General features: G+C 45.8%; 25 protein-coding genes and 1 tRNA gene. 11 read left to right on the top strand and 15 right to left on the bottom strand.

Annotation, left to right across the window (positions count from 1 at the left end; all coding sequences use genetic code 11):
* Window positions 1-354 precede the first annotated feature (354 nt).
* Window positions 355-1437, top strand: coding sequence for a flavin monoamine oxidase family protein (locus tag AC27G9_RS00610; RefSeq protein WP_487069953.1), 1083 nt, complete (start codon window positions 355-357; stop codon window positions 1435-1437).
* A gap of 22 nt (window positions 1438-1459) precedes the next feature.
* Here AC27G9_RS00610 and AC27G9_RS00605 read toward each other — a convergent pair whose 3' ends face one another.
* Together AC27G9_RS00605 and AC27G9_RS00600 are read right to left on the bottom strand one after the other, a co-directional pair.
* Window positions 1460-2317, bottom strand: coding sequence for a spondin domain-containing protein (locus AC27G9_RS00605; protein WP_487069951.1), 858 nt, complete (start codon window positions 2315-2317; stop codon window positions 1460-1462).
* Between the two features lie 16 nt (window positions 2318-2333).
* Complete coding sequence (locus tag AC27G9_RS00600) at window positions 2334-3167, bottom strand: spondin domain-containing protein (RefSeq protein ID WP_487069949.1); 834 nt, start codon at window positions 3165-3167, stop codon at window positions 2334-2336.
* A 379-nt stretch (window positions 3168-3546) separates the two neighbouring features.
* Here AC27G9_RS00600 and AC27G9_RS00595 point away from each other — a divergent pair, with 379 nt between their 5' ends.
* Window positions 3547-3990, top strand: a complete 444-nt coding sequence (locus tag AC27G9_RS00595) for a tellurite resistance TerB family protein (protein WP_487069947.1) — start codon at window positions 3547-3549, stop codon at window positions 3988-3990.
* Between the two features lie 132 nt (window positions 3991-4122).
* Here the strand turns inward: AC27G9_RS00595 and AC27G9_RS00590 are convergent, their stop codons facing one another.
* The 7 genes from AC27G9_RS00590 to AC27G9_RS00560 all read right to left on the bottom strand — a co-directional run bounded on the left by AC27G9_RS00590 (window position 4123) and on the right by AC27G9_RS00560 (window position 9261).
* Window positions 4123-4908, bottom strand: coding sequence for a motility protein A (locus tag AC27G9_RS00590; RefSeq protein WP_487069945.1), 786 nt, complete (start codon window positions 4906-4908; stop codon window positions 4123-4125).
* Entirely contained in the window at window positions 4901-5791 is an 891-nt protein-coding gene (locus AC27G9_RS00585) for a MotB family protein (RefSeq protein ID WP_487069943.1), read from the bottom strand. Before AC27G9_RS00585 ends, AC27G9_RS00590 begins: the two co-directional genes overlap by 8 nt.
* A 10-nt stretch (window positions 5792-5801) precedes the next feature.
* Window positions 5802-6137, bottom strand: a complete 336-nt coding sequence (locus AC27G9_RS00580; protein ID WP_487069941.1) for a PadR family transcriptional regulator — start codon at window positions 6135-6137, stop codon at window positions 5802-5804.
* A 186-nt stretch (window positions 6138-6323) separates the two neighbouring features.
* Window positions 6324-6812, bottom strand: a complete 489-nt coding sequence (locus AC27G9_RS00575) for a hypothetical protein (protein ID WP_487069939.1) — start codon at window positions 6810-6812, stop codon at window positions 6324-6326.
* 27 nt (window positions 6813-6839) lie between these two features.
* Entirely contained in the window at window positions 6840-7715 is an 876-nt protein-coding gene (locus tag AC27G9_RS00570) for an SDR family NAD(P)-dependent oxidoreductase (protein WP_487069937.1), read from the bottom strand.
* Between the two features lie 4 nt (window positions 7716-7719).
* Complete coding sequence (locus AC27G9_RS00565; protein WP_487069935.1) at window positions 7720-8340, bottom strand: TetR/AcrR family transcriptional regulator; 621 nt, start codon at window positions 8338-8340, stop codon at window positions 7720-7722.
* A gap of 144 nt (window positions 8341-8484) precedes the next feature.
* Window positions 8485-9261: a LytTR family DNA-binding domain-containing protein gene (locus AC27G9_RS00560; protein WP_487069933.1), complete on the bottom strand. Its 777-nt coding sequence runs from the start codon at window positions 9259-9261 to the stop codon at window positions 8485-8487.
* Between the two features lie 138 nt (window positions 9262-9399).
* On the opposite strand from AC27G9_RS00560, the gene AC27G9_RS00555 reads away from it, so the two are divergent.
* A complete protein-coding gene (locus tag AC27G9_RS00555; protein WP_487069931.1) occupies window positions 9400-9846 on the top strand; it encodes an ABA4-like family protein in 447 nt (148 codons plus the stop codon).
* Window positions 9843-10634 carry a hypothetical protein gene (locus AC27G9_RS00550; protein WP_487069929.1) on the top strand — a complete coding sequence of 264 codons (792 nt, stop codon included), beginning with the start codon at window positions 9843-9845 and terminating at the stop codon, window positions 10632-10634. The genes AC27G9_RS00555 and AC27G9_RS00550 overlap by 4 nt, the downstream gene beginning before the upstream one ends.
* A 98-nt stretch (window positions 10635-10732) precedes the next feature.
* On the opposite strand, the gene AC27G9_RS00545 is transcribed toward AC27G9_RS00550, so the two are convergent.
* Genes AC27G9_RS00545 through AC27G9_RS00535 form a run of 3 tightly spaced genes read right to left on the bottom strand, consistent with a single transcriptional unit; the run spans window position 10733 to window position 13215 of the window.
* Window positions 10733-11023, bottom strand: coding sequence for a putative quinol monooxygenase (locus AC27G9_RS00545; protein WP_487069927.1), 291 nt, complete (start codon window positions 11021-11023; stop codon window positions 10733-10735).
* A gap of 36 nt (window positions 11024-11059) precedes the next feature.
* The gene (locus AC27G9_RS00540; protein WP_487069925.1) at window positions 11060-12160 is read right to left on the bottom strand and encodes an L-dopachrome tautomerase-related protein; all 1101 of its coding nucleotides are present in this window, start codon (window positions 12158-12160) and stop codon (window positions 11060-11062) included.
* Window positions 12161-12180: 20 nt separating this feature from the next.
* The gene (locus tag AC27G9_RS00535) at window positions 12181-13215 is read right to left on the bottom strand and encodes a zinc-binding alcohol dehydrogenase family protein (RefSeq protein WP_487069923.1); all 1035 of its coding nucleotides are present in this window, start codon (window positions 13213-13215) and stop codon (window positions 12181-12183) included.
* A gap of 105 nt (window positions 13216-13320) precedes the next feature.
* Here AC27G9_RS00535 and AC27G9_RS00530 point away from each other — a divergent pair, with 105 nt between their 5' ends.
* Window positions 13321-14229, top strand: coding sequence for a LysR family transcriptional regulator (locus tag AC27G9_RS00530; RefSeq protein WP_487069921.1), 909 nt, complete (start codon window positions 13321-13323; stop codon window positions 14227-14229).
* A 139-nt stretch (window positions 14230-14368) separates the two neighbouring features.
* On the opposite strand, the gene AC27G9_RS00525 is transcribed toward AC27G9_RS00530, so the two are convergent.
* Window positions 14369-14445 (bottom strand) — tRNA-Val (locus AC27G9_RS00525).
* Between the two features lie 137 nt (window positions 14446-14582).
* Window positions 14583-15659 (bottom strand): patatin-like phospholipase family protein, encoded by a 1077-nt coding sequence (locus tag AC27G9_RS00520; protein WP_487069919.1) that lies wholly within the window; start codon window positions 15657-15659, stop codon window positions 14583-14585.
* A gap of 852 nt (window positions 15660-16511) precedes the next feature.
* On the opposite strand from AC27G9_RS00520, the gene AC27G9_RS00515 reads away from it, so the two are divergent.
* Together AC27G9_RS00515 and AC27G9_RS00510 are read left to right on the top strand one after the other, a co-directional pair.
* Window positions 16512-16895 carry an ACT domain-containing protein gene (locus AC27G9_RS00515; RefSeq protein WP_487069917.1) on the top strand — a complete coding sequence of 128 codons (384 nt, stop codon included), beginning with the start codon at window positions 16512-16514 and terminating at the stop codon, window positions 16893-16895.
* An 8-nt stretch (window positions 16896-16903) separates the two neighbouring features.
* Window positions 16904-17413: a PTS glucose transporter subunit IIA gene (locus AC27G9_RS00510; RefSeq protein ID WP_487069915.1), complete on the top strand. Its 510-nt coding sequence runs from the start codon at window positions 16904-16906 to the stop codon at window positions 17411-17413.
* Window positions 17414-17491: 78 nt separating this feature from the next.
* Here AC27G9_RS00510 and AC27G9_RS00505 read toward each other — a convergent pair whose 3' ends face one another.
* A complete protein-coding gene (locus AC27G9_RS00505) occupies window positions 17492-18445 on the bottom strand; it encodes a GlxA family transcriptional regulator (protein ID WP_487069913.1) in 954 nt (317 codons plus the stop codon).
* Between the two features lie 92 nt (window positions 18446-18537).
* On the opposite strand from AC27G9_RS00505, the gene AC27G9_RS00500 reads away from it, so the two are divergent.
* From AC27G9_RS00500 to AC27G9_RS00485, 4 genes are all read left to right on the top strand, one after another.
* Window positions 18538-19254: a DJ-1/PfpI family protein gene (locus tag AC27G9_RS00500; protein WP_487069911.1), complete on the top strand. Its 717-nt coding sequence runs from the start codon at window positions 18538-18540 to the stop codon at window positions 19252-19254.
* A 216-nt stretch (window positions 19255-19470) separates the two neighbouring features.
* A complete protein-coding gene (locus tag AC27G9_RS00495; protein ID WP_487069909.1) occupies window positions 19471-19818 on the top strand; it encodes an ArsC family reductase in 348 nt (115 codons plus the stop codon).
* Complete coding sequence (gene dapE / locus AC27G9_RS00490) at window positions 19818-20948, top strand: succinyl-diaminopimelate desuccinylase (protein WP_487069907.1); 1131 nt, start codon at window positions 19818-19820, stop codon at window positions 20946-20948. The genes AC27G9_RS00495 and dapE overlap by 1 nt, the downstream gene beginning before the upstream one ends.
* Window positions 20948-21619, top strand: coding sequence for a M15 family metallopeptidase (locus AC27G9_RS00485; protein ID WP_487069905.1), 672 nt, complete (start codon window positions 20948-20950; stop codon window positions 21617-21619). The genes dapE and AC27G9_RS00485 overlap by 1 nt, the downstream gene beginning before the upstream one ends.
* Window position 21620: the final 1 nt, after the last annotated feature.

Raw genomic sequence — 21620 nt, 5'->3', positions numbered from 1 at the left:
AATGTTAATACTCAATTAGTATTTCAGCCGATGACACCATTTATATTGCTCAACAATAAAATAGTGTTCACCTCAATGTATGTCCAAAAACACGAATATCTACATTGCACGGAAAATTAATATTCATCAACTATATATCTATTCGAATTGATGGACACAGACCGCTAAAAAATCGAATAAATTCGCAGTAATAGTTCGAAACTGTGCAAAACTTTGAGTGTAGCCTATTTTCCGTACACATATTTGGACAGGCTAGCGATACTTTGCATTGCACCTATCGATAAAGATTTGACATTTTAGCACTTCCCCATAAAACTACCTATCACTAGATAGCTAAGAGTAGTATTCATTGTCATGTCTCAACAAACTGAAGTCGTCATAGCAGGTGCAGGCCTAAGCGGGCTTTATGCGGCCGAGCTCCTGTCAAGTCGAGGGGTGTCTTGTGTCGTCCTGGAAGCGCGACATCGCTGTGGTGGTAGAGTCTATTCTCCGGGTGGATTCGACGCCGGTCCAGCTTGGTTTTGGCCAGGTCACATCGAAGTGGAATCTCTGCTGGCACGATACAATCTCCGTTGGTACCCACAACAGGATAGCGGGATGGGCCTGTATCAAGCACACAGAGGCCTCAAACAACTTCCTCCTGGTTATACGGGGTTGGCTTATCGAGTTGACGGTGGCCTGTCGCGCTTGATTGATTCTCTAATAACTGCACTTCCTCCCACTAGTTTAAAAATCGAAAGGGTTGTCCAGGCCATTACCCGTCATGAAAACGCGGTGGTCGTAAAAGCTCGTCATCATGGCGTCGAAGAGGATTATCACGCTAAACACGTCATATTGGCGATACCGCCTCGGCTTATTGCGCAGAATATCGACATCCAGCCTCAGCTCGACATAGAAATGCAAGCTGCCCTCGAAAAGACACCAACGTGGATGGCGAGCCATGCTAAGGCTGTTATCACTTACCCTTCGCCATTTTGGCGCGATAAGGGCCTCAGTGGTACGGTCCTCAGCGAAATTGGCCCTTTAGCGCAAATCCACGATGCCAGTTTGCCCAATAGTCACCATTTTGCTCTGTTTGGTTTTTTCACACTACCGGCATCAATTCGCGGGCGCATGACACAAGCTGAGTTACAATCCAAAGTCATTGAACAATTGATCTCATTGTATGGTGATGAGGCACGGCACGCGACAACATTTGAGGTGTACGATTGGAGTAAAGAACCTTTTACCGCAGCGGCAGCAGATACAAAACCACTACATTACCATCCCATTTACGGTCTCCCGAAATATGCGGATTGGCAAGGTCAAATTCACTTTAGTTCAACGGAAACTGATCGACAGTTTGGTGGATTCTTAGAAGGGGCTTTGAGGAGTGCCAAACGGACGGTTGACGCCATTGTAAAAGAAAATATGCCAGCCAGTGTTTCCACCAGCTAGCATATGGACTTAGAGCGAACTATTAGCGGGTACGTTGCACCACTATTCGCGCTGTTGGGTTATCCCAACGATCACCTTCAGTCAGTACTGAATCGGCTAATCCCTCGAGGCTAGGATCCGTCGCATTCGCACTGGTTACCACACCAGGGTGGAAGTGAACTCGGTCAAACACATCGTCACGAGCGGCATCGAAACCCGCTGCCGCACCGCCGCCACCTGCAGCTTGTGCCGCCGGACCAGGAATAGTAGAAGCAGTTTCAGTATTTGCTTCTGTACCAGAGTCCCAGCTTGGCGCTGTAAACATGCGGTATTCACCTACAGCCATATTACTGATATCAACCGCATTAACACCAGTGAATGCATCGTTGGTATCAACCAGCATTGTCACAACCGACAAACGAAGGTTGTCAGTGTCTAACGCGGGCACGATAAGCGTGCTTTCGCTACCTTGTGAACGCTGAGGTGTACCTGAGCCTTCGACGGCATCCAAGTAATAACTGCTTGCCATTGCTTCAGCAAGTAAATCAGCTGGGTTACCCGCTTCCGCCAGTACTTCAAGCCCTAGGCTCGCTGGTTCACCGTCAACAAACGGCTGAAAACCGGGTTCATGCATCATCACTGCAGCCGGTGAAAATGGTTGGCTATACGTCAAGTTAATCACTTGAACTGTATAGGTCGCAAGCGTACCCACACCACCAGCAGGCCCTTGAGCACCTTGATCACCTTGGTCACCTTGAGGGCCAGCAGGACCTGCAGGACCTTGCTCACCTTGAGGGCCAGCTGGGCCTACAGGGCCTTGCTCACCGTCATCGCCGTTACAACCCGCAAGTGCGATTGCAAATAAAGGAACAATACTTAGTTTTAGAAGTCGACTATTCATCACGATTCTCCAAAACTTAAGCTGCTGGAACAGTGATGGTTACACGCGCGACAGGGTTGAGCCAACGGTGTACACGAGAATTCAGGTCACTCGCACCAGCTGTATCATCAGTGTCACCCAATACATTGCGATGAATGTGAACTGGGCCATCAGTGCCATCAATCACTTCGTTTGGTGCTGCCAAAGGCATGCCATCTGCGTCTTCACCAACCGTAACAGCCACACCTGTTGCGCCTACACCAACTGGAACCGGAGACGCGCCAACACCTGCCATACCAGGTGCACCATAGGCGCCAAGAGGACCACCACCGACTTCAACAATGTCGGTACGAGTCGCGTTTAATTCGTCATTGAGCTCTGTACCCGCGTCGTATGCATTGAGGTAATACGTGTAAGTACCGGGTTCAGTTGGGATGCGAATGCTATCTAGGCCAGCAAACGCGTCATTTGTTGGAATAAGCATAGTCACAACGGACAGGTACTCGTAGTCCATCGTATCAAATGGGTAAGACAGCGTAGATGATGGTTCTACCAAACCACCAAAACGGTGCCAAGTATTCGTGCCATTATCCGTATCTTCTGGGCCTAACATAGCTTCAAAGTTTTGACCCGAAGATGCTGCGTTTTGGTCGTCTTCGATAACACCAGCTTCTGCCATCCACGCTAATGCCGTGGTGGCTTCTTGACCCACTTCAAATGTATCAACAGTGGCATCGTGCGCAACTACTAGACGAGGCGTGAAATGCATTGCTTTAGTCAGATTGGTAATACTAACTTCTATCGTTTGCGCGGCTACAGACGCAGTCGCAGTTGATAATAGGATGGCAGATGCCAGCGTGCTGAATTTCATGATTTATCCTTTTTTAGGTTCGTTTAACAACGTCCAGTAAAAGATATTCAGCAGACATCAAGGCGGCATCACGAATTTATAACAATTTAATAACGGATGTGTACCATAAATATATAATGATATTTTTCAATGATTTAACTCGAATTTATTACGGTAACTAATTTCATTTTTCATTAAATCATCGATTTTTTCTGATTTTTGTTACAAGTCTTTCTCCGGTCATTTCACTTCCCCCTTAAATGTCACATACTCGGTGATATATTTTGCTAGCAATCGCAAAATATAGTGCGCTGAACGACTACCTATTCTGTTCGACTTGCTAAATAGGCATAGCACCCCCAACGTTAGTAGTAGAATAAATTGATGAGGTACACCGTTGATGTTTACAAAACTCAAAAAGTTTTTTGAAGTTCAAGGGGAAACGAACGACAAAGATTTACGACAATTGGAGTCTGCTTGTGCGGTACTCTTGATAGAAATTAGTAAATCAGATGGCGAAGCCAGTGATATAGAACAGCAAGCTATTACTGAATACATTGCGAACGCCTTTGAGCTTAAAGACGAAGAGCTAACTGCGGTAGTTGCTAAAAGCCAATCTGAAGAAGCGCAGTCAACGTCTTACTACCCTTTTGTCAAACTCATTAACGAACAGTACGAATACGACAAGCGCGTGGCACTGGTGAAATCGATGTGGCAAGTCGCTGCGGCGGACGGGGTTATCGATGCCTATGAAGAACACACGATACGCAAACTTGCCGACCTACTCTATGTGTCACATTCCGATTTTATTAAGACAAAACTGTCAGTGATGGATCACCAATAAGCTCACCAGATAACGCTAGCCGCTCAGACTGTTACTACCTTCCACTGACTAATGTAGGTGACATATAGCCGATTGATTACACGTAACCCATACCCTTTCGAAGTTAGCCAACGAAATAGCAGGCTATAGACCTTACTCACCTGCAATAATGGCTTTCATCTCATCAATAGATTTACGCTTGTGTGTTTCAACATAGGTTTGTAAAAACTCAAACGTGGCTTTGGGGTGCTCTCCCAGCATAATCTTCATAGTCGCATCCTTGACTAGTGTTTGGTAAAGCAAAATCTCATTGCTTCTCGCACTGAGCTTCTTAGCCAAAGGTGTGGTGATGCCGTTGGCAATCAGAGCACCGTATAAGGTCGTCAGCAATGCCACCGCCATGCTCGGCCCAATGGCATCGGGATTTTCCATATTTTGTAGCATGGCAACTAAGCCAATAAGTGTTCCTACCATCCCCATGGCCGGTGCAAATTCTGAAAATGTCGTCATGACTTTAATTGCAGACTGATTCCGCTCTCTAGTGAGATAAATTTCTTTGTTTAACAATGCTGAGACGGTATCGATATCATATCCATCGATAAGCATATCCATGGCTTTTGCCACAAAAGGGTCATCATATTTTTCATCTTCTAACGCTAATAACCCACCTTTTCTAGATTTGTCGGCTAACCGAATGCAAAGATTAATTGTCGCTTCGACGTCATGGTTTTTGGCCTTGAACACATGCACAGTATTTGTCAGCGCATTGAGAAAATCAGTGGGCCTAAAACTCAACATAACCGCGCCTATCGTTCCCAATACGACAATGGCAACCGATGACAAACTGATATACGACGCCAGCCCTTCACCACCCGACACGATTCCACCAATAACCGCAAAGATAATGAGAAATAATCCAATAATTGAGCCCTTATCCACGAGAGCCTCCTTGTTGTGTCAAAGATATGGTTTCTGATTTTGCTTGCCCCTGTCGAATCACAATTTCTACTCTGCGATTTGTCGCTCGGCTTTTGGCGTCGACATTGTCGACTAAGGGTTGTCCATCCGCCACGCCTCGGACTTGAACGTGAGCGAGCTTACCTGCTTTTTTCAGCACCCGAGCTATGGTTATCGCCCGAACGGCACTGAGCTCTAAGTTGTCGCCAAACAATTCATTGTTCAACGGTCTATCATCGGTGTGGCCTACCACTTCTATTTGCCCTGGAATAGTAGCCAGCAACGCCCCTATTTTTTGTAGTGGAGGACGAAGTGAAGGTTGTAGAAACGCACTGCTAGAAGCAAAACTGCCTTTTTCGCTGATTCGAATCACTAGCTGCTGCCCTTGATGGTCTAGTTCAAATTCTCCTTTGGCCAAAGCTTCAGCAAGGGCTTGCTCGAGTTGTTCTTGAAGGGCAAACAGCTCTGGATTACCTTCAGGTTTGTTGCGGCCAGTTTTGTCCTGTTGGCGATCTTGAGCTGGGTCTTCAACTCTCAACTCTCTTTCCATCTGCTCGGTAGTGTGTTGGCGTACTTCGTTGAGCGGCGTTGGCGGCGTTGTAGCTGGGCTAAATTCTTGCGCAATCACGCTAGTTCCCATGGGAACTGCCTGAGCTTGAATTTCGTTTTGTACACCAAATGCCGTTTTCATCGAACCGGCGATTTGTTTGAATTTAATCACATCAAGCTCAGAGAAAGACAACAAGAGTACGAAGAAGCACATCAGCAATGACATTAAATCTGCAAATGTAGCAAGCCAACCTTGTTGGTCTTCGGATTTCTCGGTTTCCGCTACCAATTCGGCACTACCCAAAATTTCATTCATCGTCTAAGGCTCAAATCGTTTGTAAGTGGCTGCTAAGTGAGACGTGTTGCCAAAGGCTGTTCATCGCATCACGAGCTTTTGATAAGGCCTGCTTACCCTGCCCTGTTACCGCGAAATAGCGTTTCGCTCGACCGCCTCGTTTTGCAGTTGCTTCTCCCATTCTCGATTCTACAAACCCTTTACTCTCGAGGCGTTCCATCGTTGCGTATAAAGCCCCCACAGACACATCTCGGCCCACTATTTCGTGGAGCTTCTGCCTTATGGTCGCGCCGTAAGCTTGTTCACCAACGATGATGGTCGCGAGCAGTACCATTTGCTCAAACTCCCCAAGAAACTTGTCAGACATAGTCTAATCGGCCCACTTTTATTTCTATAATGTAGTAATAATAAGCTTAACACTATTTTTTACTTTGTAGAACTAATGAAGCTGGAGAACAGAAAAAAGTGGAGTGGCGATTACCAGCGCAGGAACTGAGATTGGATTTGGGAAGGACGATTTGACACAGCCCTCTGTCGAGGGCTGCTGAGTTTGTTATTGTGCGTTTTGCTTTTTAATCCAACGGAACTGGAATGCATAGCCGACCAAGAAAATGATCAAAAACGCCAGGTAGAACTGCTTTAGCAAGGGATCATGTGGGCTAGTGAGAAAAGGGTCGCCTACGGGTAACCTTAAAGTCGCGTCAGTTATGGCTGGAATCATATGAAACAACAATGTTGCCGTATAACACCATGCTTGAAAGTAAGGGGCGATTTTGGATAGGAAGCCTATTTTGGTGACCAAGAAGCCACCAGCCAAGGCTACAAGTGTAAGCACAGCGAGCATGTGTGCCGCACCGAATTTACCGTGTTGAAAAATCATCAGTGCCGTTGCCGCAGCAACCAGTGTACAAGCCAAATATATTTTTCCGGTCACTGTATCTAAATTAATAACACTGAACTTTGCCAATGTGTAAAAACCGGTCACTAGCGCCGTTATGCCGACGATAGTGTGAAACCAGCCGAGTAGTGTGATTTCGGGCATTGTCTAACTCCTCTTATTATGTGTGATTTAAAACGTCTCTATTGGCATATCGACGATGTGCTCAAGCAACGGACTAGCAGCGGCTCTCGTCATTGCATCGTCAATCGCTTTCGCACGTTTTTGCATTGCTTTTTGAAAATTAGGATGGGTAAAAATGTAAAATTCTCCAGCCTTTAACGCTTCAACGGTGCGCTCACCGACGATTGATACATCAATACCGTTTTCCACAAGCTGTTTACTATGCTCTCTGGCTTTATCATTGATGTTAGCCATTGATATTGATGACGTTTCACTTTCTGGGCGGTTGCGATCAGATTCGTGTATACGGGTTTTCACAAAGCCTGGACATAAAACTGAGACAGCGATTTTACTTTTGCCCAGTTCCATCGCCCAGCCTTCTGACAACCCAACAACGGCAAACTTAGTCGCTGTGTAAGCACCACCAAATGGTACGCCTCCCATTCCTGCCATAGACGCAACGTTGACAATCCATCCCCCTTCGCCTTGCGCTTTGATAGTTGGTACAACCGCTTGTGCACCTTTGACCACACCCAACAAGTTAACGTCTAAACTCCATAGCCAACCGTCGGGTTGTTGACCTTCCAAAGGGCCGGTTTCGCCCCCGACGCCAGCATTGTTCACCAACATATGGATTTTGCCGAATGTCTCAATGGTTAGGGCGACCGCCTCCTGCCATTGCGCCGCATCCGCTACATCTAATTTCACCGCCAACACCGGGACACTAGCCTGCTCCAACTGTGCCTTAGCGCTATCGAGGTTGCCTTGGTCGATATCAGCAAGCACTATGTTCATTCCCTCTTTCCCAAGGGCTTGTGCGATTGATAAACCTATGCCCTCACCACCACCACTGATAAGCGCTGTTTTTCCTGAAAATTGACTCATTGTCCTACCCTCTCATTTGTGATTGGTTTATGTGGCTTCCATTCTGGAGAAATATCTCGAGAATGTTAGGCAGCAGCTCATCAAGGCTGGCTCCCTGATTTAAATTATTGGCGAGATGAAGCGATACCAAACCGTGGATCACTCCCCACAAACCGTGTGCGATAACAACAGCATCACCTTTTACAACGCCAACATCGATAAGGGATATCGTGGCGTTAAACAACACTTTCTTCGTTCTATTTTGGGCTCGCTCAATTTCTGAGTTAGCCTGTGACTGATGCAAATGAATCATGTACAGCAATCGATATGCAAAGGGCTCGTCCAAGGCAAAATTCACATAGGCTTGTCCCAAAGCCTGCATATATTCTTTGGGATTACTTTGCGTATCGACTGCTTCTAGTGCATCGGCCAGGCGGTCGAATAAAATCGCGCGTAAAAAACCAAAGACTTCCTCTTTGTTTTTAAAATAGCGATACGCGGTCATCGGACTGCATCCCATTTCCTTAGCAATACCACGCATAGAAACTGCGTGAAAATCATGTTGCTGATATAAGGCATAGGCGATATCGCAATAAGCTTCGCGAAAGTGTCGAATCTCGTCAGTGGACAGTGCTTTTCTCGTCATAGCTAAACTATACATTGCAAAAATTTACACTGTATATTTTTAATCTTTATAGACGAGTATTAGCACGAATAGAGAATGTAGACGTCATGACTGGGTCAAGAACTCAGAGCTTATAGACAAAGCAGTGCCAAGGGTATAGAGGGGTTATTGATTAAGTTTCAATTTAACGTGTTTTTCATAGGTTCGTGAGACTGGCACTTCGAGCTCATTGTGACACTGTATGACGAGCTTGCCCTGTTTTCGGGTCATATCACTGATGGCGTGATTCGCTACCCACCATGACCGGTGGGTTTGCATGCCATCAGCCCCAGCTAATGCACCGATGGCATCTGACAATCTCATCAGGATAAGCTCGTCACCGACATCAGTGAATACACGTAAATAATGGTCCTCTGACTTGATCGCGATAAGTGTTGCTCGGTGATGCTTTAGCGCCAGTCGCTTGAGAAATTGCTGCTCAACATGTTGTGACGCTATTTTCCCATTGTCGGTTGAATCCGGCTGCTCACCTTCTGACGTCTGACTTTCGATATAGGGCCGCAAAATAAAGTAACCGACGAAGACTAAAATGGCAGAAATCACTACGACATAGCGATACTGCAAAAGCCATATATAAAAAGACCAATCTAAACCATAGTTGTGGTCATAGGCTGCAATTACGAGAGTGACAGGGAAAGAGATAAGCACTGCAACAAACGAGAGTTGCAGCACTAGCGGCCGTTTGGGCAGCCATTTTAAAAATACCATGGGTGCAAATACACCGGTTGCAAAATTGCCCACAAACATGGTGGAAAACCAAAACACAAATCGATGGAAATACGGTTGGGTATTGGTGTTGTATACCCCTAAAAATGCAAATAGTGCCCCCAGTAAGATGGAAGCAATCATGCCATGTACAAAATACTTACGAACCAATGTCATTTTTATCCTGTATTTCGCGAATCGTGAAATGCACCTGCTGTCATTTCGTGAAGTATTCCTATCAATTTACGTAAATTCAATAGCATAGTGATATTTTCTGTTTACTCTGATTGCAATCAAATTGAATAGGACCAAGTAATGTTGCCACAAAACCCCGAACTCTTTTCACTGTTAAACACGCTAGCTATGGTTGGATGGGCACTGCTCATCTTATCGCCAAAACGCTGGCAATGGGTATTAGCTACCACGGGCATTGCCATTCCAACACTCATTGGCCTTGTTTACGGCGGCTTAATGTTGACTCATTTTACTCAAGTCGAAGGCGGAGGTTATGGCTCATTATCACAAGTAAAAGCCCTGATGAGCAATGAGGCTGTATTGGTTGCTGGGTGGGCACATTACCTGTGCTTCGATCTCGTCGTGGGTACCTTAATCGCCTACCTATCGGATAAGCAAGGAATTCATCGATTCATCCAAATTCCCATGCTGTTAGCCACCTTTATGTTTGGGCCGGTTGGTTTCGTCTTGTTCTTGTTCAGCAAAGGCATGTATACCCTAGTTGATTCAAAGGAGGCACAGTCGTGAACCTGAATCGCTCACAAGAGATATGGATTCAAAGCTCGGTGTTGATTCTTGCGTGCCTCCCCTTTTTTGGGTTCGCTTTGAGTATCGATACGCGGCTACTGAATGACATCAATATTTGGGTTAAACCACTCAAATTTCACGTATCAACGGCAATGCACCTATTAACGCTGTCCATTGTTATCCATTTTCTACCGCCTACCCTCAAGCAGTCGAAGTGGATTCTCGCTATTGCTTATGTCACGGGCATATCCACCTTGCTGGAGCTCGGTTTGATAGACATGCAAGCTTTTCGCGGCGTTGCTTCACATTTTAATTTTGCGACCGCATTCGATGTAATTGTCTACAGCATGATGGGGGTTTTCGCCCTTTTGTTGACCGTTCCGGCACTCTTTTTGGGGGTAATATTCGCTCGGGCTCCATTGACACCTCAGCTAACACCCGGGTTAAAGCTTTCAATTGTACTGGGGTTAATTCTTGGCTGTATTTTTACCTTAGGAATTGCAGGCTATATGTCGTCGCTGCCCAGCGGCCATTGGGTAAATGCACCAACAACTGATCAAGGTGGCGTCCCCCTTGTGGGATGGACTAAACAAGGTGGAGATTTGCGGGTACCACATTTTTTCGCGACCCACATGTTGCAAGTATTGCCGATCATCGGTTGGCTAGCTGATAAATTATTCACAAATAAAGCCAGAGTTATTGTGCTGGCGTCTACCCTAGTACTCATCGCCATAACGTTATTGACCTTACAACAAGCATTAGCAGGCATACCGTTAATTGCACATTAGGCTTTGTGCAAAGGGTTACTCTTTTTGATAGCGTCGCCCAAACCTATCGCTAACGCGTTAGGTTTGGGCAGTCGGAAAGCCATCAAACAGGATAGTAACTAGCCAATTTTAGTCATTTCATTTAGCGTAAACGACGCTACTGCCCCTTCGGTTGCTTGTAAGTACAATGCCAAATGCGTGTTGCCCATGTGACGTTGCCACAAGTCTCTGGATTCCCAATTTTCATAAAAGACGAAATGCGCAGGGTTCTCATTGTCTTGGTGCAAGTCATAATTGATGCAACCTTCCTCAGCCCTTGTAACATCAATAAGCTTCAACAGCTCCGCTTTCACTAATTCAACGCTATTGGGTTTTGCAATAATATTGGCCACGATGGTGAGTGTTGTCATAGTTTGATTCCTTTTAGTCAATCGCATTTTCTGTTGTTAATTGAGTTTGAAACGCAGTAGTTGATAGGGCTTGCGTGACGCTCCTTTACCTTGGCTGAATGCAGGGTGTTGGTGAAGCTGGTCTGCCGTGACATAGATATAGCCGTTGCTCCACGCCATACTGTCTGGCCAAGAAAGTTGGTCATCCTTCACTAACACTTGATATCCACCTGGCGTTGTTAGTCCAACTGCATTGTTTTCAAGATCAGTTATCGCAATGCCTTTGCCAGGCACATATAACATACCATCACTGGGCTTTTTGGGGCCGAATGTTTCAACTTTTGCCTGCATTGCACCGTCGCTCAGTTGTGAGTTTGCGAGAGAGTCGGCTGGTATGCGGTGAATCACTTCACCATTCATTGTGGCAAAGTACACCCATTCAAAATTTTCGTCTATGGCAATTGGATTCAGCCCAAATCGCAACCTGTTAGTGTTACCTTTGGCATCGACAGAAGCCAACAAGCCCCCCTCAATCACGATATCCCTGTCGGGCGCAACAAATGGTTCGATGCCTTGCATGACTCGTCGAGATTTACCCGTCGCTAGATCTAATACAATAATTGCTGGGCGAGTTTCTCCAGCAAAATTACCGAATGACATATCAGCGATATAAACTTTGCCTCGTTTTTCGTCGATGGCAAAATCTTGAGCAAACGAGTTCTCAACCAGAGATGACTTTGAAATCTTTATTACGGCTTCTAATTTGTTCTTTGCCGAGTTCCAACCTATAAGCTGAGTTGGTGATGTCTCAGACCCCATGTCCAGCATCCAAATAATACCTTGGCTGTCACTGTGAATCCCAAGGACAGAGGCCAAACCGACCTTACCCGTCTGAGGGCCATCTGCCCAATCGATTGTCGGAAAGGGGCGCTTTTCACCATTTGCCATCAATTCCAACACCTTAAATTCGGGATTGTCGAGAGGATGCATACTCACAAATAGTCGACCGTCGGGCGAAACCGTGACGCCAGCGGCTCTCGAATCGTGAAACTCTGCGACCTCCTCTAACTCTATTGTATTGGCTATCGCTGCAGGTATTAGGGCCGTCAGCGCTATTGCCGATAAAATGGTGGTAAGTCGTTTTAAACGCATTTTCATAAGTTGAACTCCATTGGTCGTTAATTTGACGAAAAGCCTTCTAGCACTACCTTTCCGATTGCACTGCCCGTTTCTAAAAGTTTGTGAGCTTTGATCAAGTTATTGGCATTAATGGCACCTAAGTGTTTGCCTGCAGTGGTTTTCACAATGCCTTGGTCAATCAGGTTACTGACTTCTGTCAGTAACTTATGCTGAGCAATCATGTCGTGGGTTTGATACATAGAGCGCGTAAACATGAATTCCCAATGCAGTGAAATGCTTTTACGCTTTAGCACTTTGACATCAAGAGACTCAGGGTCATCAATCAAGGCAAGTTTTCCCATTGGTTGCAGTAGCTCAACGTAGTCATCAAGGTAACTATCGGTATGGGTGAGGCTCGCGACGTGTGTTACATCGCCAATACCAAGCGTTCGTACTTGCTCTACAAGGGGTTGGCTGTGGTCAACCACAAAATCTGCGCCAAGCTCTTCGACCCAAGCTCGACTTGACTCACGCGAGGCCGTTGCAATGACGATTGCCCCTGTCAGTTTTTTCGCAAGTTGAATTAATATCGACCCCACGCCACCGGATGCGCCGACGACCAAGAGTACATCGTTGTCGCTACCTGAGGCTGAAGACTTGCGTTTGTCGATAGCCAAGCGTTCAAACAATAACTCCCAAGCGGTAATCGATGTTAAAGGCATTGCCGCAGCTTGCGCTGAACTGAGCGATTTGGGTTTGTGGGCAACCAAACGCTCATCTACAAGTTGATACTCAGCGTTACTTCCTTGACGGGTCAAATCACCAGCGTAAAAAACGGTGTCGCCCTTTTTAAACAAAGAAGCGTCTGGGCCTGTCTCAACCACTTCACCAACAGCATCCCAACCCAATACTTTGTAATCACCGCTGCCGGGCGATACATTCTGGCGAATTTTGAAATCAACGGGGTTAACAGCCACAGCGTGCACTTTGATGAGTAAGTCTCTCGCGTTGGCGACAGGCTTCTCCAGTTCAATGTCTACAAGGGCATGACGGTGAGTTATTGGCCCAGCTTCAAGGTATCCGATAGCTTTCATAACAAGCTCCAGTTGTCTGTCATCAAGTGCGAATGAGAATAGCCCTTGATTAAGAAAACAAAAACAGCCTATTATTTGAATAATAATCAAATTTAAATTGATAATATGCTAACAAGTGATCTGAATGTCGTATTAAAAGTTGCCGAGTTTAGAAGTATCAAAAAAGCGGCAGAAAGCTTGGACTTATTGAGTGCCACGGCAAGTGCCGCCTTAATGAGAGTCGAGAAATCACTTGGTGTTGAGTTATTTCAACGCTCAACACGACAGCTTAAAGTTTCCCCCGAAGGCGAGCGATTTATTCCCAAAATTGAACAGGCGCTTCTCCTTCTCTCACAAATTGAACAAGACTCAAAGAACGAGAGAGGTATCATCGATGGAGAGATCAGGTTAGCAGCGCCATCGGATTTAGGGCGAAATTTTGTCGTAGATTGGCTTGATGAGTTTATTGATGCCTACCCAGAGGTCTCGCTCAAGCTGCATATTAGCGATAGCGTGGTAGATTTTTACCGAGAACCCGTTGATATCGGTTTGCGCTATGGTGAACCCAAGGACGCGCGAATTTATGGCTTCAAGATATGTGAGGTGCCAAGAATACTGTGCGCTTCGCCGTCTTACTTGGAGAAATTTGGCCAACCGCAACACCCCGATGAATTGGTTAATCACAATGGGCTTATCTACCAACTCCATGATATCGCGCACGATACATGGGAATTTTCCCGTAGCGACGAAAAATTCAAAATTAAGATGAAGAGCAATAGAATGACTAACGATGCAGAATTGGTGCATCGTTGGTGCTTATCAGGAAAGGGGATAGCGTTAAAATCATCACTGGATATGTCGGCGGATTTGCTCAACGGTTCTCTTGTTAGGCTATTGCCAGATTACAGCCCTGTAGGAACAGAATTGTGGTTAATTTGCCCGAGTAAACAGCTCATCACGCCGGCGATAAGAGAATTGCGCGATCACCTAACGACTAAATGTAAAGGGATTATGGACGAGCTTGAGAGCAATTGATCACGATAACGACTGGCCGTCAAAACGCTATCTGCGCTTAAACCACGCATAACGAGAACGTAAGGGAATACGTCATTGGCTTACAAGCCATTGAGCCGGTTGCTAGGGATTACGTCAAGACTGGAATGCCGTTGAAATTTGGTGCGTCTACCCTGACTCGAACAGGGGACCTCTACCATGTCAAGGTAGCGCTCTAACCAACTGAGCTATAGACGCATCAAGAAGTGCTGATTCGTTGAATCGGCGCGTATAATAACGATGGCATTTCAAAGGTGCAAGCATAATTTCACTTTATGCGTTTGATTGCTGGTCTTTTGACCACAAGAGCGAAATTGCCCCCTTTCCAGCGACCGTTAGCGGCATTTAAATCTCAACGGTTGGATATTCTCTTCTACATCACCGGTTTCTACTAGAGACATAAAGTAGTCGCCAAGCCTATCGCTCTCACTAATTACGGTTTGCCAATATTGAATGCGCTGCTGAGCTTCCATCTTCTCGAAGTCTTTTCTATCTGGAATCTTCTTAAACGGCAAACTAGCAATAAATTCCTTTGACGGTACCAACATCACAACATTGTGATAACTCGACATGTGAGGGTGGCGCTTTGGTAACATCTTGTCGAACCAACCAGGGATCGGCGCGTCGTAAAAGTGAGGATACAATACCAACCCTGGCTCCGGACCAAATGCTAAATCAAAGTGGTAATCGATAATGCCCCCATCGCGGTAAACACCATCAGGCGCGTCCACTATGTGTTCAACGCCGTCCAATACGATGGGAATTGCACCCGACGCCAACAATGCATCTTTTAGGTTGTTGTAGCCAAGCTCCACAAAGTGGGTGTCCAACCCGTATGGGTCGCTTACCGATAGCTGACTGCCCGGCGCAGAAAACACATAGCGTTGATAGAGTCGCTGTAACTGCTTTCTGCTTACTGCATTGACAGCAGCGCTCACGCTTAAGCCAAGCGTTTGCCCTGCTCTACCATGGCATTTCATCAAACCTCTACACTTGGCAACGAAAATGTGCAATTTAAAACGTTCATTAGTAATGGCTTCCATTACGCCATTGCTACCCATCACGTCATCTAACAGCACTTTTGCTTTATCTGTGATCTCAGTAGAAGTCGGTTTATCGCTGTAAACGGTTGTCGAGTAATGGGTTGCCAACCTGTTTATCGCAGCCGTTGCATCTTTCTGTACCATACACGCAGCTCTAAAGGCGCCAGCTGAAGAGCCGATCACCTGTATTTGCCCGCTCTGATGAGGAAAAAATTCAGGAAACAACACTCGGTCTAGTCCAGCCAAAGCAAACCATTTAGGGCCACCTGACGCGCCAACAAAATACCGAAATAGTGACGCGGAAAATCCATACTTTCTTATGACATTGATAGCGCCTGGACCGGCGAATATATTAAGTGGTGCAGCCAAAACCGATTAATCCTTAGTTTTTGTTGTGGTCAGAATACCAATACCTCTGCCACAATTGAATTCTCAGCGCCGTTCCTTTGCGTAGATCTGTTCTCTCGTACAGGTTATTGATCACTATGTGTTTCTGCCTTTGTAAAGTTTGTATTATGAGGAAAAAACACCGTAGACGGAAATTTTTAACGAAAGACTAAATTTACACACACCTCAGACCTGATTGCACATTGTTTAACCAAATCCATAAATGCTTTATTTTCATACACCTATGAGTTAACCCCAAGTTATTCAACAAGGTTATCCACAGATTCAGTTTATAACCAGATGGTCAAATAACCCTCAACAAGAAAATTATTTGGAATATCACACGATCAAATAGATTCTTATGGATCTCTATGTGATCCAAGGGTTTAGCGCACATTTGCGATCTACCAAACGATCCTGTGAGCAAATTATAATCAGCATGTATTACAACCACTTAGCTTAAATTTCCTGCAAACATAGCGATGATAAAAGATCTCTAATCGAGCGATCTAACGCCAAGCTGTGAAAAACAATAAGGTTATTCACAATTTTAGTGGATATATCTGTGGACAAGTGTCCAGAGACGTTACAAATAAGGCTATCAACTGATTTGTTTCATTTTTACACGTTTTGGCCCAATATCATCGAAATCCCGTAGTAATTACACATTAATCACCTATGCTTACTCTCAGCAGTAATGATATTTGCCAGTTAGCCGAATGATTCATTATCTGGTGCTAATCTGGGTTAAACTGTGTTAAATCAACAGGTATCGCGTGCCTTCTGTGCCGCGCCATGATTTAATGCATCAACGACTTTTTATAGATGGACACTATGTCGAAGCAAACATTAGCAGTATTGCCACAGTCATTTGTAATACACAGCTTAGATTCAGACGCCACGATACCGGCGGCTGTACTGGCATCTCCCTTGTTTTTTATCGGAAAAACAGAAGACGAATTATCTGTTGTTGTTGATAGTAGTGTTGAAATCGATTCAATCGATCATGACTCCGGCTGGCGAGCGCTCGAACTTATCGGCCCATTGGATTTATCAATGGTAGGAATCATGGCCAGTATCGGGCAGGTTTTGGCCAAAGCCAAAATCAGTATTTTTGTCGTTTCTACCTTCGAGACTGACTTCTTCTTGGTCAAAAACAACAAACTCGATGATGCCATACAAGCCCTAGAGGGCGACGGCTACACCATTAATATGTAGGCGCAAACATGGCGGTGGTTTCTTCTAACTTGGTCACACAAGCACCAAAAGTATTCAAAAAACAAATCGCTGTCTCATCGCCTATTTCGGGTAAGTTAAAACCGCTTTCCGCATTTGAACACATTCCGACTCAAACCGGATTTTTGGGTCCCGGAGCGTGCATTGAATTAAGCGGCAGCAAAGTCATTGCACCTTTTTCTGCCAAAGTAGAATCGCTACCGTTGACTGGGTACGAGGTGGTATTGCGCGCTGCAAATGGGTTGAGAATGTGGATAAAAATTGGATCGTCCAAATCGTCATTAATGGGGCAAAGGTGCGTCTTACAAACTCGCGTAGGTAAAGTCGTGCGATCAGGCGACACAATAATGCTTTTAGATCCCTACTGGATGCGTCAACATCAACACAATACAGACTGTGCTGTCACCTTCATCAATGGTAGTAAGTTAAAGGCCATTATGCCCTCCTCCGCCAAATCTTTGGTCGCCGGAGAAGACCGTTTGTTTACTTTGTTCCTTTAACGTTCGAATACAACTAGCGCAACCGCTTTTGGTTACTGGCGTGATACTACAAATAATGCCTTTGAAAACAACGCCAGCTCACCTCACTTTTTGGTATACGGAAGGCGATAGTCCAAATTGCTTTTCAAAACTGGTTCGAAACGCGGCGACAGACGCGTAACCTAGTTGGTTTGCAGAGCGAGCCACTGAATATTTAGGTAACAAAAAGTCTCTGGCATATTCCATTCTCATCCGCTCATAAAACTTAGCAGGAGAACTGGCAAACACGGCGGAGAACTTACGCTGAAAACTCCGCTGTGACATGCACATAAAGTCAGACATCTGTGATATGGATATCTGTCTTGACACATTGGATTTAAGCCAAATGATCAAGTCAGCGAACTGTTCTTCCTCATTCGGTTTCATATCTTGAATTTCTGCAAACTGGGATTGTTTGCCCGGGCGTTGGCTGTACACCACCAGATATTTGGCGACCGAATGCATCAATTCACTGCCGTGGTCTCGCCTTATCATTTCTAGCGTCATATCAATGCCCGTCGTCACTCCCGCGGATGTCCAACAGCTTCCATCAATATGGTACAAGGCATCCTCTAATACCCTATCATCGCCTTTCCAATGCGATAGTGCGTCACAAGCTGACCAGTGTGTCGTCACCACTTTTGATTCAATTAAACCAGCGGATTGCAGCAGAAAGGTCCCGCTACAAATTGAACCGAACCTTTCACAATGGGGGGCTTGCTCAGCCAACCACCGATTCAATTGCTTGTCTCGTGTCGCTTTTATCAAAGGGCCTTTTTCAGCGCCCACGACGAGTACACAAGTACGGCTATCGCACGCTCTATCTGCCAAACTCGAAGATTGAATTGCAATCCCGGCACTCGTTTGCACTAGCCCATGTTCAACACTCAGGATATCAATGTGATATAGAGGTTGCTTTGCAATGGCATTTGCTGAAGAAAATACGGCCGCAGGCCCACTCAAATCAAGTAATTCAAATCCAGGGTAAACAACAAAGATAATATTTCTCACCACAGCTGGCACTATTTAGTCTAATACTGTCATTTACGCCAAATAAAAACACCGTAAAGTACAAAAGTCAATTCACAAGTCAAAACAGGATGAATATGTTAATCGCAATTGTTTTGTACCCGGGTTTCACTGCGATGGATGCAGTAGGGCCTTATGAAGTATTACGCATGATGCCAAACACAGAAGTGCGTTTTGTGAGCCACAAGGCCGAGCCTATTCCAGCGGATACCGGTATTTTTATTTTAGGTGCGACTCATACGTTCGAGCAGACCCCTAATCCGGATATGGTGCTTATACCCGGATCTACGGCAGACACCCTCACCGCCATGGCAGACAAATCACTTTTGACATGGCTAAAGCAAGTTCACCAACACACTAGGTTAACCTTATCGGTATGTTCTGGCTCTTGTATCTTGGCTGCCGCAGGCATTTTACGAGGCCATCGAGCGACGACCCATTGGGTTGCTCATCGATTACTCGAACAATACGGTGCGATACCAATGAAAAACGATCGCATAGTGGAATCGGGCAAAATCATCACCGCCGCAGGGGTATCTGCTGGTATCGATTTAGCACTTCAAGTTGCCATTAACCTTCACGGCGTAGCCATTGCACAAAAAATCCAGTTATTAATCGAATACGACCCTCAACCTCCCGTTGACGCAGGACATCCAAGTAAAGCGCCGAAGGACATCTTCGATACTGCGAAAAAAGAAATGCTCATCGCCGCTCAAAACAAGCGCAATCTCATATCTATTCCCAAGCTTCTTTGGCAAAAAGCGATTCTCAAAGCCCGCAAGCGTGCCTCGTAAATTTTGGGCCTAGCCAGTCGCGCTAACCTTATTGGTATGGCGTCGAATGGCTGGGTGGCATTTATTTGCATCAACGATAAATATCTCAGCGCCATGCACTCTCGTATTAATCACTCTCTTATAGCGATTGATACTAGCTCTTTACCTCTTACTCTTTGCAACCTGACATCGCTCAAGATAGACTGCCTTCACTATTAGTAAGTATCGGAACTCGACATGTCAGTAACGCTTTATGGCATTCCCAATTGTGACACCATCAAAAAAGCACGAAAGTGGTTGGAACAAAACGGCATTGAATACACATTTCACGACTATCGCAAGGATGGCCTGACTTCAGAATGGCTAGTTCAAGCCGAATCTCACTTGGGCTGGGAAGCCATGTTAAACAAGCGAGGCACTACCTTTCGCCAACTCGATGATGCACAAAAATCGGACTTGACCAAAGACTCAGCTTTGCCCTTACTCTTGGAACACCCTGCGATGATCAAACGCCCAATTTTGGCATCCGGTGGCGACTTCTTTATTGGCTTCAAGCCAGCTCAGTACGAGGAAATTTTTGGCTAATGCAAGATGTAATTGAACTCGCAAAAACACTGATTAATAAACGTTCTGTCACGCCTGAAGATGCCGGCTGTCAGGATTTGATGAAAACCTTGTTGGGTGATCTTGGTTTTGACAATGAAACCATGGTGTTTGAAGACACTACCAACCTGTGGTCAAGAAAAGGCAAAGACGGACCGGTATTCTGTTTTGCAGGTCACACTGATGTCGTGCCCAGTGGACCAGAGGATGCCTGGCAGACACCGCCATTTGTCGCCACCGAAAAAGGCGAAAACCTTCACGGACGCGGCGCAGCGGATATGAAAGGCAGTCTGGCGGCGATGCTCGTTGCGACTCAGCGTTTTGTAAAAGATTACCCGAACCACACAGGCAGTATTGCTTATTTGATTACCAGTGACGAGGAAGGTCCTTTTATCAATGGCACTACTCGCGTCATTGACACCCTTGAAGCGAGAAATGAAAAAATCAAATGGTGTGTCGTAGGCGAGCCATCAAGTACTGATCGCGTTGGTGATATCGTTAAAAATGGGCGCCGAGGCTCACTAACAGGCGACCTTATTGTCAAGGGTATACAAGGCCATGTCGCCTACCCTCACCTTGCCAAAAACCCTGTCCATCTGGCCGCGCCAGCATTGGCTGAATTGGCCCAAAGCCACTGGGACAACGGCAATGAGTTTTTTCCACCTACCAGTTTCCAGATATCCAATGTTCAAGCAGGTACAGGTGCGGGGAACGTCATACCGGGGCAAATGCACGTCTGTTTTAACTTCCGCTTTTCAACAGAAGTGACAGACCAAGAGCTGATTGGCCGCGTTGTCGACATTCTCGACAAGCACCAACTGGATTACGACATCAAATGGACGTTTAACGGCCAACCGTTTTTAACCGATCACGGTGAACTATTAAAAGCAACGCAAGACGCGATTGCGACGGTAAATGGCTCTCCTACTGAATTATCAACCGCGGGCGGTACATCTGATGGTCGCTTTATTGCACCCACTGGTGCCGAAGTTGTTGAGCTCGGTCCGGTTAATGCCTCCATCCATAAAATCGATGAACACGTTAATATGGCAGACTTGCGCAAATTGACCGACATGTACTACCACATCATGGTTAACCTTTTGGGGGCCTAATGAAATCCGTTTGGTTGGGGCTTGACGCCCCACCCTTGTTAGCCTTTGGGTCTAACCACTGGCTACATCAAGACGCCGCACCCGACTTTTTATCCATGCAGCGCGAGGCGCAAGCCGACGGGGTCGATTTACAATTGGTGAGTAGCTACCGAGATTTTCACCGCCAATTAGCAATCTGGAATCGAAAATGGCTTGGCAATGCCACCCTTTTTTCTAGAAGCGGAGACGTATTAGCGTTTGAAACGTTGAGCGAAACCGACAAACTACACGCTATCTTAACCTGGTCTGCCCTGCCGGGCACCAGTCGACATCATTGGGGTACTGACATTGATGTCTATGACAAACAGGCTGTGCAAAGCTGGTCGGGGTCGTTTGAATTGGTGGATGCCGAATATTGCCAAGGGGGCCCATGTTACGCGCTTGCTGACTGGCTAGATCGCAATGCTGGGCGTTTTGGATTTCACAGGCCTTTTTTACATGATAACGGTGGCGTGGCCGTTGAGAAGTGGCATTTGAGTCACACTGCTACGGCGCAATCAATGGAGTGCGAAAGAGACGTTCATTCCCTAACGCAAACGCTCTATGAGCATGATATTCTGGGAAAAGCTGTGATATTGGACAATATTGAGCAGATATTCGATCGATATGTTATGAATAAAGGGGAGCGATAAG

This window comes from Alteromonas sp. 5NS40-0096, assembly GCF_057544385.1.
The sequence above is the reverse complement of the archived record's forward strand: the minus strand, read 5'-3'. Positions and strand labels throughout refer to the sequence as shown.